Annotated in this window: 16 protein-coding genes and 1 pseudogene; 9 read left to right on the top strand and 8 right to left on the bottom strand. The window is 52.1% G+C overall.

What is annotated here, in order from left to right; all coding sequences use genetic code 11:
- Window positions 1–215 precede the first annotated feature (215 nt).
- From J3482_RS01240 to J3482_RS01230, 3 genes are all read left to right on the top strand, one after another.
- Window positions 216–1454, top strand: coding sequence for a S1C family serine protease (locus tag J3482_RS01240; protein ID WP_146822404.1), 1239 nt, complete (start codon window positions 216–218; stop codon window positions 1452–1454).
- A 346-nt stretch (window positions 1455–1800) separates the two neighbouring features.
- Window positions 1801–2079 carry a hypothetical protein gene (locus tag J3482_RS01235; RefSeq protein ID WP_188332200.1) on the top strand — a complete coding sequence of 93 codons (279 nt, stop codon included), beginning with the start codon at window positions 1801–1803 and terminating at the stop codon, window positions 2077–2079.
- A gap of 111 nt (window positions 2080–2190) precedes the next feature.
- Entirely contained in the window at window positions 2191–2505 is a 315-nt protein-coding gene (locus tag J3482_RS01230) for a hypothetical protein (RefSeq protein ID WP_146822406.1), read from the top strand.
- Between the two features lie 39 nt (window positions 2506–2544).
- Here J3482_RS01230 and J3482_RS01225 read toward each other — a convergent pair whose 3' ends face one another.
- From J3482_RS01225 to J3482_RS20780, 3 genes are all read right to left on the bottom strand, one after another.
- On the bottom strand, window positions 2545–3027 hold the full coding sequence (locus J3482_RS01225) for a hypothetical protein (RefSeq protein WP_146822407.1): 483 nt from the start codon (window positions 3025–3027) through the stop codon (window positions 2545–2547).
- Window positions 3028–3104: 77 nt separating this feature from the next.
- The gene (locus tag J3482_RS20785) at window positions 3105–3425 is read right to left on the bottom strand and encodes a sigma factor-like helix-turn-helix DNA-binding protein (protein ID WP_051189507.1); all 321 of its coding nucleotides are present in this window, start codon (window positions 3423–3425) and stop codon (window positions 3105–3107) included.
- Window positions 3426–3461: 36 nt separating this feature from the next.
- Window positions 3462–5009, bottom strand: a complete 1548-nt coding sequence (locus tag J3482_RS20780; protein ID WP_206916379.1) for a recombinase family protein — start codon at window positions 5007–5009, stop codon at window positions 3462–3464.
- Window positions 5010–5183: 174 nt separating this feature from the next.
- Here J3482_RS20780 and J3482_RS01210 point away from each other — a divergent pair, with 174 nt between their 5' ends.
- The gene (locus J3482_RS01210; RefSeq protein ID WP_206921943.1) at window positions 5184–5381 is read left to right on the top strand and encodes a hypothetical protein; all 198 of its coding nucleotides are present in this window, start codon (window positions 5184–5186) and stop codon (window positions 5379–5381) included.
- Between the two features lie 144 nt (window positions 5382–5525).
- Here J3482_RS01210 and J3482_RS01205 read toward each other — a convergent pair whose 3' ends face one another.
- The gene (locus J3482_RS01205; protein ID WP_206921942.1) at window positions 5526–7502 is read right to left on the bottom strand and encodes a methyl-accepting chemotaxis protein; all 1977 of its coding nucleotides are present in this window, start codon (window positions 7500–7502) and stop codon (window positions 5526–5528) included.
- A 281-nt stretch (window positions 7503–7783) separates the two neighbouring features.
- Window positions 7784–8053: pseudogene (locus J3482_RS01200) on the bottom strand (sigma-70 family RNA polymerase sigma factor); the annotation flags it as partial.
- 26 nt (window positions 8054–8079) lie between these two features.
- On the opposite strand from J3482_RS01200, the gene J3482_RS01195 reads away from it, so the two are divergent.
- The 3 genes from J3482_RS01195 (at window position 8080) to J3482_RS01185 (ending at window position 10590) form a co-directional block, all read left to right on the top strand.
- Entirely contained in the window at window positions 8080–8739 is a 660-nt protein-coding gene (locus J3482_RS01195) for a DedA family protein (RefSeq protein WP_146822410.1), read from the top strand.
- 118 nt (window positions 8740–8857) lie between these two features.
- On the top strand, window positions 8858–9031 hold the full coding sequence (locus tag J3482_RS01190; RefSeq protein WP_188332201.1) for a hypothetical protein: 174 nt from the start codon (window positions 8858–8860) through the stop codon (window positions 9029–9031).
- Window positions 9019–10590: a recombinase family protein gene (locus J3482_RS01185; protein WP_146822411.1), complete on the top strand. Its 1572-nt coding sequence runs from the start codon at window positions 9019–9021 to the stop codon at window positions 10588–10590. The genes J3482_RS01190 and J3482_RS01185 overlap by 13 nt, the downstream gene beginning before the upstream one ends.
- A gap of 262 nt (window positions 10591–10852) precedes the next feature.
- Here J3482_RS01185 and J3482_RS01180 read toward each other — a convergent pair whose 3' ends face one another.
- Window positions 10853–11518, bottom strand: a complete 666-nt coding sequence (locus J3482_RS01180; RefSeq protein ID WP_188332202.1) for an SGNH/GDSL hydrolase family protein — start codon at window positions 11516–11518, stop codon at window positions 10853–10855.
- Window positions 11519–11672: 154 nt separating this feature from the next.
- Here J3482_RS01180 and J3482_RS01175 point away from each other — a divergent pair, with 154 nt between their 5' ends.
- Both J3482_RS01175 and folE read left to right on the top strand, forming a co-directional pair.
- Window positions 11673–12860, top strand: coding sequence for a hypothetical protein (locus J3482_RS01175; RefSeq protein WP_146822413.1), 1188 nt, complete (start codon window positions 11673–11675; stop codon window positions 12858–12860).
- A 317-nt stretch (window positions 12861–13177) separates the two neighbouring features.
- A complete protein-coding gene (gene folE / locus J3482_RS01170) occupies window positions 13178–13738 on the top strand; it encodes a GTP cyclohydrolase I FolE (protein WP_031218907.1) in 561 nt (186 codons plus the stop codon).
- A gap of 145 nt (window positions 13739–13883) precedes the next feature.
- On the opposite strand, the gene J3482_RS01165 is transcribed toward folE, so the two are convergent.
- Both J3482_RS01165 and J3482_RS01160 read right to left on the bottom strand, forming a co-directional pair.
- Complete coding sequence (locus J3482_RS01165; protein WP_146822414.1) at window positions 13884–15239, bottom strand: hypothetical protein; 1356 nt, start codon at window positions 15237–15239, stop codon at window positions 13884–13886.
- Window positions 15240–15399: 160 nt separating this feature from the next.
- Window positions 15400–16008 (bottom strand): superoxide dismutase, encoded by a 609-nt coding sequence (locus J3482_RS01160; RefSeq protein ID WP_146822415.1) that lies wholly within the window; start codon window positions 16006–16008, stop codon window positions 15400–15402.
- Between the last annotated feature and the right edge of the window lie 114 nt (window positions 16009–16122).

The following is a 16122-nucleotide window of genomic DNA, read 5'->3' as shown; positions in this document are numbered from 1 at the left end:
ACTGGTGTTTGAGAGGACACGCGCGTGCGGTGTTTGGCTGACGTCTACATGAACTTGTTCCCTACTGCGTTGGCAGATACAATGTAGGCACAGGTGTTAGGGTTGGAATATATTGTTTTGTTTGTTTTGAGCGAATCGTTACAAATCGTGCGCTGCCGCTGCACAGGCATAGCGCGTTACTTCGTTCAGAGGCAATCGATGAGGAGGAACACACGATGGGGCGTCGCTGGGATGATTTCGACGAATGGCCAAAGGCTCGACGCAGAGGTCGGAAAACTGCCATCATGTGGCCCGCAATCGGTCTCGGTTTAGCAGTGTTTTACGTGCTTGGCGTGTGGACGGGGGCGGGTATCGCGCATTCGGGCGGATCGAATGTCGTGTATCTGCCGTCGCAGAGTGCGCCGAGCTCTAACGCGCAAAGTGGAGCGGGTTCTGGGGATCCGTCGCTGTCGGATTCAACCTTGGTGACAGATATCTACAATGAGGTCAAGGGCAGCATTTTTACGATTACGGCGGTAAATGGCAGTGGTGGACAGGACACCGACCCTCAGGAAGATATCGGCACGGGCTTTCTCATTGACAACCGTGGCGATGTCGCGACCAATGCACACGTTGTTGGGTCTGCCAAGACGGTGGAGTTGAGTGTGGGCGACGAGAAGTTCAAGGGCACGGTCGTCAACGCTGATACACTTGACGATTTGGCCATTGTTCACATCAACGCGCCTGCGTCGATGCGCCCGCTCACGCTTGGGTCCGCAAAGACGTTGCAGCCGGGAAATCTGGTTGTGGCGATTGGCAATCCGTTTGAACTGACGGCGAGTGTCAGTTCGGGCATTGTCAGCGGCTTGAACCGCTCGATGTCGGAGTCCGGTGGACATGTGATGAATGGGATGATTCAAACGGATGCGCCACTGAATCCAGGCAATTCCGGTGGACCATTGCTCAATGCCAGCGGTCAGGTGGTCGGTATCAACACCTTAATTGAAAGTCCGATTGAAGGCTCCATTGGGATTGGTTTTGCGATTCCGATTGACCGCTTAGTGTCGCTTGAACAGAAATTGCTTTCCGGTAAGAGCATTCAGCACGCGTGGTTGGGTATTGAAGGGATGGACATCGATTCCCTGATGCAACAGGAGATGAAATTGGCGAGCGGCAGTGGTGTCTATGTCACCTCTGTCACGAAGGGAAGTCCGGCCGCGAAAGCTGGCCTGCGTGGGGATACCAACGCCGCGAAGTTGAATAGCGCGAGTGATTCGGCGGATCCGTTTAAAATCCTCAAGGGAGATGGCGACATTATTGTTGGGATTGACGGGAAAAAGGTCACCACGATAGAGCAATTGACGCAGTATATCGACGCCGATGAGCCGGGGCAGACCGTGACATTATCCGTTTTGCGAGGCGGCGCACAAACGAGTGTGAAGGTGACACTTGCCCCGTGGCCGAGCAACCAGTAAGGTGAGCGCGATAGTTCGTCCATAGAATGGCAAGCGAGCGCTAATTGGGCTATGATGAGCTTGCGATGTTGGCCTGTACACGTTCGCGCGTGTCGGCGGTGTGCGATGTTCGGGTATCCATCGCAGGGGTGGTTGCTTGAGGAAATTTCTATGGACACTTGTGTTTTGTTTCATGATGTATGTATATTGGTATGCCCATCGGCACCTCGTGTGGAGTTTATCGTGGTGGCCGGCGGATCGAAAATTTGGGGTCGTATTTTCACAGCATATGATAACAATTCGGGGGATTCATTCACTCGACCAGTTTAATGTGTGGTTGGGCGCACATTTTGCAGAGGACAGGCCAGTGACGTATACGGCCTGGATTGGATTTCTCGTGCTTTCCGCAGTTCCGAATCCAGTACTCGGTGTGATTCTGTTTGTCGTTCCTTTTTGGGTGAAAGTTTTCGTGCTCTGTGCGTTACACTGGCTGTTCATGATATCTCTTCCCGGCCGGCGGCGCCGTCGTCAGTTGCAGAAGGCGTCAACTTCCAGCTTGACTGATGGAAAAGCCGGTGTCGAGGGTTCAAGAGACGCTCCTTTGCGCCGTCAGGCCAAACGACATCTGGAGCAACGGAGAAGTTGACGTGTGCTGTTCATCGGATGTTCATCCGAAACGCAAGCTGAATGTATCTCTCTTGCGTTTTGCAGCAGTCTATAAGGGGTGGTGACTGATTGCGCGGGGGGTTGTGATGAGATGAGTGAGAGGTCTAATGCAGACCGGTCCGTGGTCAATTTTGAGTTTGAGACGTTTACGCCGTCCGACTTTGAAGGCCATCAAAATTTGGACAATCCGTCCGTGCGGGGATATCTCGTATACAACGACGGTCGGAAAGACTTTGGGTTTGGAACGTTTGGCATGTCTGACACGTATACGATTGATTATGACGTGCTCAACCAAATCAAAGCAAAACACCCTGCGTTTATGAAGGAAATTGTGGAGCATGGCGGGTTTAAGATCAACGGGGTGTGGCACGAAGTAAACGGTGACGGTGACCTCATCAGCCATTGATGTATCGCGCGAAGGTAAGCGCCATCCGGCGGCGCCTGGTCAAGGCGTAGCGTTGGATGGCGTTTGTTCCGTTTTTGCCAGCTGTTGAAGCTCCGTCAAGAACCCCTTAGGCGCGATATACGCGTGTGCGTTGTTGAACAGCAGAATCACGTTTGTACTCGTCCGTGCAACGGGAATACTTAAAATGTGGTTGGATGATTCGATCAAGACGCTGTCGATATCTGTGGCAAAGTCGCCTTCGTTCCCGGTGTAGGGCTTTGCCGTCTCCAACAGGCGGCAAAATCGCAAGATGCTGTCCTGACTGGTCAATTGGTATTGGCCTGCTGAATTCGCTGTAGAAGACCCCGTTGTTTGAATCAAGACTTGACTGATGGAGGAAACATCGAATGATGTTCCTAGCATTTGCACACGTACGTGCTGCTGACTCACCTCAAATGCGGCGACGCCACAGAACAGGGCGATAATCAGCGCTGGTAGAATGAAGAGCTTGGCTGATAAGCGCCGGGATCGCATTGAAAACATAATCCACCCACCTCGTTAACGAAACATCCTCATTATAGACGACGCGGTGGGGGAAAATGTGACACATATATGGAGATTTATCGCGAATTTCTCCTGTAAATATATGACTTCTTACGTTCTTGGCCTGCGTACGATTGATGAAACATCTTAAGCAGCGCCCTTTTTTCCAGTCTGGATACATATGACCTAGATATATCCAAGGTGTCTGCGACCTCGTTTTGTGTCCACTCCCGGCCATCTACCAGTCCAAATCGCAACTCAATGACTTTTCGCTCGCGTTCGTCTAGGACGTCGAGGAGTTTAATCATGCCGCTGATTTCCAAACGCTTATTGACTTCATCCTCTGTATTGTCCGTGTCGGACCAGAGAATGTCTGATATCGTAATTTCATTCTCCACACCATCATATCTGTACTGGTCGCTTAAACAGGCGACTCAGAATATGGGATAAAGGTGTAAGTTGAACTCCGCACCCCGCTGATGCGTTTCCTTGTTATACACCGCTTTATCCAAAATTGTGCGAAGCAATCGATTCTGTTCTGCCGGTGTTTTCATCTTTGGGTAGAGGTCGAGCACGTGTATCACCTGCGGGATAGCCATTTGCGGTGCGCAATCAGCCGCTATTTCCTGGTCAATCTCTTTGAGCAAGCGTTCTTTTTGGTGCTCTAATGTGGATAATTCCGAGAGGATCTTTTGCCTTCTATCATGGTATGTCGCTGCGTCATAAATACCTTGTTCGAGCAGGTTGTGTAAATTGTCCCGCTGTGTTTCTAGGCGGTGAATGTCATCGTCTATCTTCGTCAGTAATCGCATGTTGTGGTGCGCCTCTGTCGGACAACTTGTGGCAGCAGTCACTTCGTCGCGGGAGATGGTGTATTCGCAAAACCATTCGCGGAGCGCCTGAACCACTCTTTGTTCGACAATATCCAGTCGGGTGCTGCGTTGGGGACAATTCGGGTTTTTGCATATCAAGTGAGGACCTTGTTTGGAATAAGGCCGGCGAATCAGTTTCTCGCCGCATTTCGAACATTCGATGAGGCCGGCCAATGGGTTTGCAATCTGTTTCGAGCAACCGAGTGGGGCATGAGATCTCGACGCGCGAATTTGCGCGCTCGCCTCGAACATCTCTATGGAAATCAGCGGCGTGTGGCGCCCTTTGGCTCGAATTACTTCTTTTTCGGGGCGTTTGGTGTAGGTTCCTTTGCGCTTGTCGTGTTTTATCCGGCCCCAGACGACATAACCGGCATAATGGGCATTCCTCAGGATAGCAACCACATTCGCGGCTCTCCACGATTTTCCTGTTGGCGTCTTTATTCCGAGTGTGTTTAAGTACGATGCAATGTGGCTGCCCCCCATACCGCAATTGACGTGGAGATGAAATATAAGGCGCACCGTGTCGGCATCTTGATTTGGAATGAGTATCCGCTCGTCGTTCACATCGTAACCAAAGGGTGGCCGAGTGCCGAGGTATTTGCCGTCCTGGACGCTGGTGATGCGTCCTTGTTGCATCCGCTTGGTGATCATCTTGAGTTCACGGCGGGCAAAAAACGCTTTAAACTCGGTCCATTCCTCATCCATCTCATCACAGAGATCATAGACTTTATCAGGGGTTAGGATGAGGGTGCCGGCTTCGCGAAAGACTCGCATGATACGCCCTTGGTCTTCCATATCGCCGCGCCCAAGGCGGTCGATGTCCATGGTTAAAACGGCTTGTGCCTCACCGTTTTCTACACCTTGCAGAAGTTTTTGCATTGCTGGTCGCTCCGATATAAATTCACCGGAGACAACTTCTTCAAATACACGCGTGATACGCCACTGAAACTTGGACGCCAATTGAAAGAGTTTGCGGCGGTGGCGAGACAGGGTCTCGATGTCACCGCGACCTTCACGGCGTGCGCGTTCCTCTGCTTCTCGGTCTTCTCGCGATTTCCGAAGGTATACCCACACATTGCCGAGATGCTCTGGGAATGTTCCGAAAGGCATGGGTCGATGCGCCTCCTCGTTTGCAGTTCGTAGGTAGGTCGTAGAAGTGACCACAACTCATTCATATTGAACCTACAGCGATTTAACACCGATTCCATATTAGCGGTGTGTGGCGCAACGTCGTCAGGCAAGCTGCACTTTTTGTCGTCATATGGTTATAGGGGGGTGTTGTAGTTGCGATTGAGTGAAGGGATTCAGACGACTGCGAACGTTCGACCGGACATAGAGCCGGACAAAGAGATGGATATCGGGGGAACGCGGATAAGTATCTTCGCACCACCACCGATGTCCGCTACACAGCGCCAAACGCGCCATCAGGCGGTCGTCAACATTGTCGCCAAGTATTATCAAGAGACAATGAAATCTCCGTGACAGAAGGGGAAAATGGCAGTTACGCCGCCTTGGGGTATTGTTTGGTGTAGAGCATCATGAATACCGCGCCTCTCCATCGCGGGAAAAGGCGCGGTTTTCTTTGTACCTACTGTAACGTTCGACTCTCGATAAGTTGATGGCGCGTTATTGTTGAAAGTGGGCGATGGCTAGGCGTAATTGTTCCGCCATCCGCGATAATTCCTGAGTTGAGGCGGCCACTTCTTGCATGGTTGCCATTTGTTCTTCTGCCATAGCAGCCACACTTTCCGAACTTCCTGCATTTTGTTCTGCGGACGCTGCAATTTGTTGAATAGACGTCAGCACTTGGGACGTACCTGCTGCAATTTGTTGGGCTGCAGAGGAGACATCGAGGATTTGTGTTTGTACGGCCTCGACGGCCTCCATGATTCGCTCGAAGGAGGTACCTGCTACATGTACAGCTTGAATGCCGTTATTTACATCTGTCTGTGCAGACTGCATGGCCGTGACTGCGGTTTCCGACTGCGCCTGCATGAGCGAGATGGATTCCACGATTTGTCGGGCCGCGTCGGCGGTGTTACCAGCGAGTTTTCTCACCTCTTCCGCGACGATGGCGAATCCGCGTCCGTGCTCGCCAGCGTGAGCGGCTTCAATGGCGGCATTGAGTGCCAAAAGGTGAATTTGCGATGCGATGCTTGTAATCAATTCGGTCAGGTTGCCGATATCTTGAGAATTGGTTGCGAGCGTGTGAATCAGTTCCGCCAATTGGGTGACGCCCTGACCTACAGCGCTCATCTGCGTTATGGCATGCTGGATGGAATCGTTGCCGTGTTTCGCAATATCCGATGCTTCAGTGGCTGCGTCGCCAACCGATTGCGCGCGATTGGAAATCTGTTCGATGTCCTCGCTGATGCCTGTTACTGCAGCCAAACTTTCTGAGACGTTGCGCGCTTGAACCGCGATATTGTCGGACATCGTATGAATCGAAAGCGATACGTGTTCCGCTGACTTGTTTGTCTCTTCGGCACTGGCAGTCAATTCTTGTGACGCGGCAGCGAGTTTGTCCGACGTTTGTGAGACTTCGTCAATGACGGTTTCTAGTGTGTCGACCATTTGATTGAAGCTGTGTGATACTAATCCAAACTCGTCGCGATTGGCGATGTGTACGCGTTGCTTCAAGTCGCCTGCGCCAACCCGTTTCGTGGTTTGAACTAATTTTCGCAGTGGGCTGACGATGTTGCGAATATTGATGTAGATGAGCCCGCTAGCCAAAATCAAGGCAATGACGAGCACGATGAGCGTCGTCGTGAGAATGGGGCGCGCCGCGTTTGTCATGTCCTGTGTGTTCATGGCGCCTGCGATTTTCCACCCGGTAATGGGGTTTGTCGTGTAGACGAGCTTTTGCTGATGACCGTCTTGGGTGTAGGTCTCAGAACCGTCGGTGTTGGTATACATGCTGTTTACCCACGGTAGTTTGCTGACATCCTCGCCGGCTTTCAGGGCAGGGTCGATGACCACTTTTTTAGCGCGATCGATAATCAATGGGAAGCCCGTTTGGCCAATTTTGACAGACCCAATCACATCGCTTAACGCAGATACAGGAATTTCACAGTGAATTACGCCGCTGCCATCGTGCACAACTTCCGAAATGCCAATCACGAGCTGACCTTTTAACAGACTGGATGGATAGGGGTCAAGGATACATATTTGCCCACTGACCTGTTCTGCCTGCTGGTACCAAGGTTGTTGTTGGGCGTTGAATCCGTTTGGCACTTGCTGGCTAGAATAATTCCTGTAAAAGCCAGTGGTCGATGCGAAATCGAGGTCTGCCAATTCTGGGTGTGTGTCACTAAACGATGATAGGATGGCGTCTAATTTCGCACCGTCGTTTGAAGACCAATCAGATTTGCTGATTTCCTCAGATAAGTACGTGATATTGTTCATTTCGGGTTGAATGTATTTTGAGATGTCCGAATTCATTAGGGCCACGTTGTTCGTCGCGTTATTGAGTAGTTCGTCTGCCATTTTGGCATATGACGTGCGGTAGGCTATGACACTGACGACGAGAGAAGGGATTAAAAGAACGGCGATAAAGCTGAGAATGAGTTTTTGGTTTACACTATTTAGGAATTTACCGATCACGGGATGTTCTCTCCTTGGCTTCTATGTACTGTCCCTCTATTTGATTATAAAAGTGCATAGTTAAAACTGGAGTATTTATGTAAATTTAACCAAGGTTTAACGTTTGTGATACAAACATTTCACGGAAATTTAACGAAAATCACTTGCGAGCAAATTGTGTACACAGGTTTTGCGGCCTCATAGGAAGAAACTGTGGTGAAATGCCGAAATGCCATTGAGCTTGTCCGCCATATCGGGGATAATCAAAGATATGGCGCACTCGTTGTGTACAGTCATCTTGTTATAGGTATTTCATTGCCTTCTTTGTCTGTGCCGATAGGACTGTAAAGCGACACGTCCTTGCGGGTCTTGCGTTGTGCGCGAAGCTGCATGAGAATTTCGTTTTGGATACAACGGGCCGCATATGTCGCAAATTTTGTCCCTTTGGTTGGTTGGTACGTGTCGACTGCTTTAATCAGGCCCACGGTTCCAATTGAAATTAAATCGTCTTGGTCTATACCGGATGAATCAAACTTCTTCGTGTTACATACACAATCACGAGTTTGCTTCAAGTCTGCACTAAGGAGAACAGTGGACCTTGATTCAACATTGGATTCACCACTTTGGTTACTTTGGCGTATTCCTTATCACGTTCATCGAAGCAATCGGATTTCCGTTTCCCGCGGAAACTACGCTTACTCTGTCGGGTATCGAGTGGACGGAAGGCGTTTTTCGACTCGCGCCGCTATGGGCGGCAGGAGCGCTCGGAAACATCGTCGGCTCCACAGTCGCTTATAGTATTGGCCGCTTTCTTGGACGTCCGATTGTGCTGTACTTGGGTAAGTACATTGGGATTACGGCTGCCCGTCTAGATAAGGCGAATGAACAGTTTCAGCGTTACGAGTACGCGGTGCTCGTCATTGCGAAGTTCATCGCCGGCATTCGCATTTTGGTGCCTTATTTGGCCGGTATCAATCGGATGAGGTTTTGGCTTTTTTGGCCAGTGAACACGGTGTCTGCTATTGCCTGGTCGGGTGCCTTCATCATCGCTGGGCATTACATTGGCGCACTGGTCAGCAAATTGTGGCCATTTTTACATCGCTATTTAATCCCGGTTATCATCGTCGTCTGTCTGATTGTCGCTGCCATCGTCTATTTGAAAGTCCGCAGCCATCGACGGGAAAAGACGCAGGTGCAGCCACAGGAGATAGCGAAAGAGGCTGATTCACGAGAGGATGACCCGTCGCCCCGGTCGTAGTTCGTGAGTGTCATACGTGGTTCGTTTTGATTGCAACGATAGTACTGGTACCGAAACAGCGGTCTATCCGTCTAGGACAATCCCTTCAAGGCATATCAAGTTGCTGAGGGGGGCGATTGTGACGGATAGGCCGATTTTTGTTCGTATAGATTCGAATGGCGGTGGCACGGAGCAGCAACAGGAACTCACTTCGATATTGGTCGCACTCTACAAACAACTGGTCGTGTTTGCTGAACAGGTGTCTGAAGGTCGCCATGACGACGAAGGGAGGGATAGCACGTGCGGTTACTGAAGGCCGCCGTGTATATTCGGGTGTCGACAGGGGCGCAGGCGACAGATGGTCATAGTCTCGATGTGCAGTTGGAGCAGTGCATGGAACAGGCGAAACGGCTGGGCATTGCAGCAGAGGATGTCGAAGTGTACCGCGAGGCAGGCGCTTCAGGTGAAGATATGGATAGGCCAGCGCTCACACGTCTGCTTGACGCCGCTGCAGAAGGGCGGCTGAGCCACGTCATCGTCAAGCACCCTGACCGACTGTCACGCAATATGGCCGATAAAGCGATTATCGTCCGCCTTTTGAAGCAACATCACATCGATATTGTGTTTGTCGATGTGCCAAATTGGGATCAATCAGATGAAGCGCATTTGTTATTTAACATCATCAGTAGTATTGCGGAGTACGAGTTGCGGCAAATTCGTCGACGGACGTTGTCGGGTAAGCTTCGGGCGGCTCGTGAGGGGCAAATTATGCCGATGGGGATTGACCCATACGGATATCGTTACGAATCCGGAAAGTTGGTCATTGACGAAACGGAAGCGGCGTATGTCCGGCAAATTTTTGCGTGGTATGTCGACGAACGGCTTAGCATGCGCCAAATTGCCCGGAGATTGGACGAATGCGGCGCACCGACCAAGACGCGTAAGGCGCTGACATGGAGTCATGCCACGGTGGCGCACATTTTGCGCAATGAGATGTATGTTGGGCGGTACACATATAATCGACGTCGAACGAAGAAGGAGCGGGGTGCCGTCGCGCGCGGTCGTCTGCGTGTCCGGCGCGTAATTGGCTGGCATCCGAAAACCGACTGGATTGTTTACCCTGTGCCGCGTATCGTCGACGATGCGACATTCGAGCGCGCGCGTCAGCGCAGACAGGCGGCGCATCGCCAAGGGTCTCGTCGCAATACGTACCAACATTTGCTTCAGGGGAAGTTGCGGTGTCGTTTATGTCACCGGATGTGGCATGTTGCAGCATCTCGAACTAAGAGGGATGGGGACCTTCGGTATTATCGGCGCCCGGCGGAGAAATCAGGTGCGGCGCGACAGTGTTCGTATCGGTGCCGCGCGATTCGCGCGAAGGCGATTGAGCGGGCTGTGTTTGGCGAGCTGGTCAAACGGCTGCTCGCATCACAGATGTGGAAAGAAGTCACATTAGATGATACGGGTCTACATGCGCGAAGGATATTAGATGACATACAGTGGTCGCAAACGCAATACGAGCAACTGGTTCAGCGGCTTCAGCGACTTCAGAATTTGTATGTGACGGGGGATTTGTCGCAAGTGGAATATGAACGCCATGCCCAGCTACTGCGGCAACAGCAAGCGCGTGCGGCGGCGCGCACAGTGCATTTACAGTCGGTTCTCCAGCAAACGGAATCGGCGCGCCGGCGGGCGCTAGAAGAGGTGATGCAGATGTTCTTAACGGGCGATGAGCGGATTCCGTTTGCGATTCGCCGCCAGATGGTCTGTAGCTTTGTGGACGAATGCCTCATTGACGCCTCTGATGATGCGGTTGATGTGCTCATTACTGGCCCAATGGTGCAATTGACACAGGCCCAATCGATGTCGTGACTGTGTAGCGGATACGTTGGCGACGTGTGCAACTAGGCGTAGGTTGTGCTCGACTAGCAAATCGTGTGCGGCTTTGTCCTGGTACTTGCGCCAGCGTTCAAAACACGCCTGTTCTTCTTCTTTATCCAGTGGCTGTGGAAACGATTGATTGACAAACCCGGTGACAAGGACCATGTCCCGCATCATCGCGGCGGCAAGGGCAAGTGACAGCAATCCGCGTTCACCTCCGACTAACTCACTAAACACGGTGCCCTAGCCTATGTTACAGGCTGAATTTTGGTGCAATTATCCCATAGAGCCCGCGTGCAATAACTTGGTGTCCCGCATTGTTTGGGTGAATGGGCAGTACACCGTGCCGTTTGATATCGCGCAATGTGCCCGTGTGATATCCAGCAATTAGTTCCTTTTGTCGACCAGCAAACCAGCTGGCGGTTGGAACACAGATGCAACCTGCACTATCGGCCACTTCTTTTGTGACCGCATTGAGCGCTGCGATGCCATCGACTGCGAGTGGGCTATTGGGAAATGGGTTGTACTGTGTACACAGGTAAATCGGCGTGTGGGTCGATGTTTGAATGTAGCGAACGAGGCCCCGCAACTGGTAGCCGTAGCGTTTTAACGCAGATGTTACCCCCCGCATTGGCTGTGACGACCCATTTGCTGCGGCGAGTGCAGCATAGCCTAAATCGTCGCCGCCGACCCAGATGATAATTGCGCGCTCTTTCGCAAACGCCGTTCGGCCCAGCGCGTGTGCGGCGGCGTTGAGTGCGCCGCTGGTCCAACCAGGCTCTGCCACGACGAGGCCTGAAGCCGATTGGATACCGCGCGTGTGTCGGAGCATCTGAGTTAGTACACATGGGTAGCTCAAGCAATGGCGGGTTGCCCCTTCGCCGAACGTGATGGAATCGCCCATTGCCAAGAAGTGCATACCCATCGCCTCCTTCTGTGGCGCCTACATGCATTGTGTAATCACTTGCATAGAGTGATATTGCGCGCGTCATCAGCCTCTGTATTGAATGCACGTTCGCTCTGTATTGAGCGGGTGCTTGCCCACAGAAAACACAGGGGGAGTGTGGAAATTCATGACTGTAAGTCCAAGCCATGTGTATCTTTATGCGGCGACACCGACGGACCTACTCAAGGCACAGGCGGCGGCGAACGTCTGCGGCGTTCCGAGAGCCAATTGTACGGGGAATTTTCAGAATGCGTGGCGGTTCGCCGCCGCCGAGGGCAATCTTGTCGTGGCAGTAGGAGGGGCTGCAGTCTACTCCTTATATTACAATCCGTGTGGCTGGGCGAATCCCAGTGGACAACCAGGCGGTCATACGCCATTTGAAATGTACGCGTTAGGCCAAGGCGTGGCAAGTGCAAAAGCGAATTATTTCGCCAACGCGGGGGGCGTGACGTCCCTCGACAGTCTGACACTGGCCGTCATGCTGACCTACTACGCGATTCATGGGGTGTTTCCGCGTGGCTACGGTGCACTGCCCACACAGGAAACGCCGCAGCAGGTGTGCGTGTCAAATGCGCAGCCGAATGTCACGTCGACGGATCCTACGCCATCCACGCAGCCTGCGCCCACAACTTCGTCGCCTTCTGTTGGCGTGTACGCGTCGATTTCCACGACCGCTGACGTTCAAAAGGCCATTTCCCAAGGCTGGCCAGGGATTGCCGTGACGACAGCACTTGGGGCGCAAACGAGTCCGTTTACAGCGACCTTGTCCGCAAAGCCTGACGCAAAGGTCGCGCAAGTGCTGGAGTCCAGTGGTGCGAAATTGTGGTGGTTGTCGTTTTGGACGGTCAGTTGGCCGACGAGTGGAACGACCTTTTATCAAGCAGGGTTTGACGCCGGGTCATATGCTGGCACGCAAATCCAGGCATATCCAGGAACGCGGCGTCCGAACTACGTCATTCTCGATCCCGAAGGTTACAATACCCCTGCCCAGACAGCGCAACAGTTTCAGGATTTTATTCGCGGTTGGGATGCAGGCTTAAAGTCTATCAACACGTCGTTCCAACCTGCGTTTTACTGTAACCAATCGCAATACGCGACATTTCAGTTGTCCACCCTGAGTATACCGGCATTTGTGGCCATTGCGCCCATTACGGGAAATCGTCCGCAAGTGACTGGTGGCAATATCAAGGGGTATATCGCATATTACGCGACGTGTCCTGTCAACGATGAGATAACGCAGGTCAAAGGGTGGGGGGCACTTTACAACACAGTGCAGTTTCGCGATAGTGGAATAGATTGTGGTCCGACCGCTTGATAGTGCAGGAACTGTTTGGTAGTGTGCAGACATAGATTCGTCAGGCGCGGGGGTTGATAGCCATCAAGTCCCGCGCCGATGTGAGCAACCGCGACAGAGAATTGTGTGGTCATACACGTATGCATCTCTGGTAGATTGTTCGGGCAGGATGACAACGACGCTTGTGGACGACCGTACATCATTGTATAAAGGATGTACAATGGCTCCCATTTGAAGTGCGGGGCGATTGATGAGGAGGAACACAGTTGACAACACACATTCACCCACATCATGTGGACGCAGAATTCGAAGATACATCCATCCAACCGGCACGAACAATGGACTTGGCCAAGATTGAAGAAGCCGTGCGCATGATTTTGACGGCGGTGGGCGAAGACCCAGATCGCGAAGGGTTGTTGGACACCCCAGCGCGCGTCGCACGTATGTATGAAGAAATTTTTGCGGGGTTACATCGAGATCCAAAACAGGAGTTGAGCGCTCGTTTTCACGTCGAGCATGGGGAAATGGTGTTTGTTCGCGACATTCCGTTTTACTCGATGTGTGAGCATCACTTACTACCTTTTTTTGGGACAGCCCATGTGGCCTATCTTCCGAGCGACAATGTGGTAACAGGCTTGTCGAAGTTGGCCCGCTTGGTGGACACGGTCGCGAAGCGGCCTCAGGTGCAGGAGCGAATGACGAACGATATAGCTGACGTACTGTTTACCGAGTTGAATGCCGAAGGCGTCATGGTGGTCGTCGATGCGGAGCACCTGTGCATGAATATGCGCGGCATTAAGAAGCCAGGCAGCAAGACGATGACGTTGGCGGTTCGCGGTCGCTATGAGTCGGATTTGCGCATGCGCGAAGAGGTGTTGCAGCTGGTTCGCTATCGTTAAAGGGTTGGACAAGCACGCGGGCTTCCGGCGTGACGCGCATGAGATAAATGCGTGGGTACACGGGCTACAACGAAATCAAAGCTGCGTGGGGCAGGCGCCTTTTTGTCGTGTCCCGCGCAGCTTTTTTTGTGCCGGTACGCGTCGCTCAGGGGTTCGGCGTAAACAGGGCCCAACTTGATGTATTGCCGATTTGATAGACGAGGTTGTCGCCATGGATGTAGACGTTGTCGGTCCAAGTGCCCAGGGCGATAGATTGTGTTTGATTGCGCGTCAGGTTGTACTGGGTCGCACTGCCCGATATCGAGTTTCCATTGGACGAGCGAACTGAAGTTCCCCAGTAAACGTCTGTTTGACCGACGGCCCACCACACGTTTTGCCGGGCAGTCGTCTGTAGATTCGCCAAGGACAACACGTGCCTGGTGGTCTCGTCAAAATACTGCAGTGCATCGGTTTTTGCGCCACTTGCATCTGTCAGCTCAAAGACGATAACAGCCCCGCTGTGCGTCTGCTCTAATTCCAATAGATGAACAGTGGTGGTATTTGGTTTATTTTGTGCGACGTTATCGTGTTGTAAAGACGCATTTGAGTTTGAGCCGCCAAGTGGTTGCATCGCGGTGGCCGAATCTGGTTGTTGGCTTGTGGATGCGTTGTCCGATGCGGCGGATCCGCTTGTGACTTGTGCCGGTGAAACAGCCGTCGTCCAATCGGTGTTAAATGCTGACGCCGATGCGACATTCGCGGGTACCTGACCGATGGTGATGGCGCCCTCTGTGAGTGGCGTCGGACTGGCATCCGTCGGGAATGGCGTGTATTGAATCACCGTTGGGGGATTTTGCGCACCCACTATTGTGGGGGATTTCGGGATTTGCGCCCAAATGACGCCCTGTTCGAGTGGAACTGCGACGATGTCATGCGTCATTGGTGCTGGTACGGTTAAACTGTGTCCTTGTCCATCTGAATAGGAGGACAGGACGCCCTCGGTGTCTGGAGATGGTCCGAATTGTAACACTGAAGATTTGACGGACGTGTCTGCGTACGCGTTTTTTGCGACGATTTTCGCCTGTCCGCCAAGAACCGCGCCCAGCGTCGCAGCAGCAGAATTGTCTTGTGTACCAGTTGATTTTCCCGGGTGATTCGCGAACGATGACGGTTTTGTCGCCGTTGTTTTGGGTGTCGTCAGTTTGTCTGAATGCGTCGTCGACTTCGAATTGCCGATGGCGTTGCTTTGCTTGTTTGACGTGTTTGAGTGGTCGCTGGCGGTTGCTGTCGACGTCTGCGAAGCGCTTGACGTCTGCGATGACTGTAGAGAGGTCGTCGTTCCGGTTTTTATTTGGCTGGCCAATGCTTGCGCAGCTTGTCCATTTAACAATTGCTCGTTCAGATGACGCTCGTGGTATTGGTAGGACCAAATCAAGATGGCTGCGGATGATGAGATAGCTGCTGTCGGAATCAGAATTTTTTGCATAACCCAGTGCATGCGCCCTGGGGTCTGTTTTGACACGACTCAACCTCCTATCCGAATCGCGACATGGCGTTTAGTAAATGGTTAAATCTAGTGTAACATGAGCTAGGGAGTTGTCCTAGATTTTTTTCATGGCAACGACGACAAAAAAGCTGTTCCCCAGCATGCTGAGGAACAGCTTTTGGAATATGTGTATGTCTTACAGTGCAGCTTCGTAGTTTTTGTTTGCTTCGTCCCAGTTGACGACATTCCAGAACGCTGCGATGTAATCAGGGCGTTTGTTTTGATATTTGAGGTAGTATGCGTGTTCCCAAACGTCGAGGCCGAGAACAGGCTTTTTCCCTTCCATCAACGGATTGTCTTGATTTGCTGTGCTAATGATGGCGAGTTTGCCACCGTCGACAACCAGCCACGCCCAGCCACTGCCGAAACGGCCTGTCGCTGCAGCGTTGAACTGCTCTTTGAATTTATCAAAGCTACCAAAAGTGCTATGAATCGCCTCAGCCAATTTACCTGTTGGTTGGCCGCCACCATTTGGCGAGAGCAGCTTCCAGAACAGGCTGTGGTTCGCGTGGCCGCCGCCATTGTTGCGGACTGCCGTACGAATGTTTTCTGGAACGGCGTTGAGGTTGCTGATCAGCTCTTCAACGCTTTTATTGGCCAAGTCTGCTTGACCTTCGAGCGCTTTGTTCAAGTTTGTAACGTACGTCCCGTGGTGACGATCATGGTGAATTTCCATCGTCAAGGCGTCGATGTGTGGTTCGAGTGCGTCAAACGCATACGGTAATGCTGGTAATTCATGAGCCATGTGGACAAACCTCCCTATGTAATTGGGTCGTTTCAAGCCTATTGTAACGCACTCATAGAATGTTTTCCAAATACCGTGTGCAAACTTTCGACCGATTGTTTACGATGTTCGCGC

Source organism: Alicyclobacillus suci (assembly GCF_017329615.1).
Lineage (GTDB): Bacteria > Bacillota > Bacilli > Alicyclobacillales > Alicyclobacillaceae > Alicyclobacillus > Alicyclobacillus suci.
Note: the sequence above shows the minus strand (reverse complement) of the source record. Positions and strands in the feature narration are given on the sequence as shown.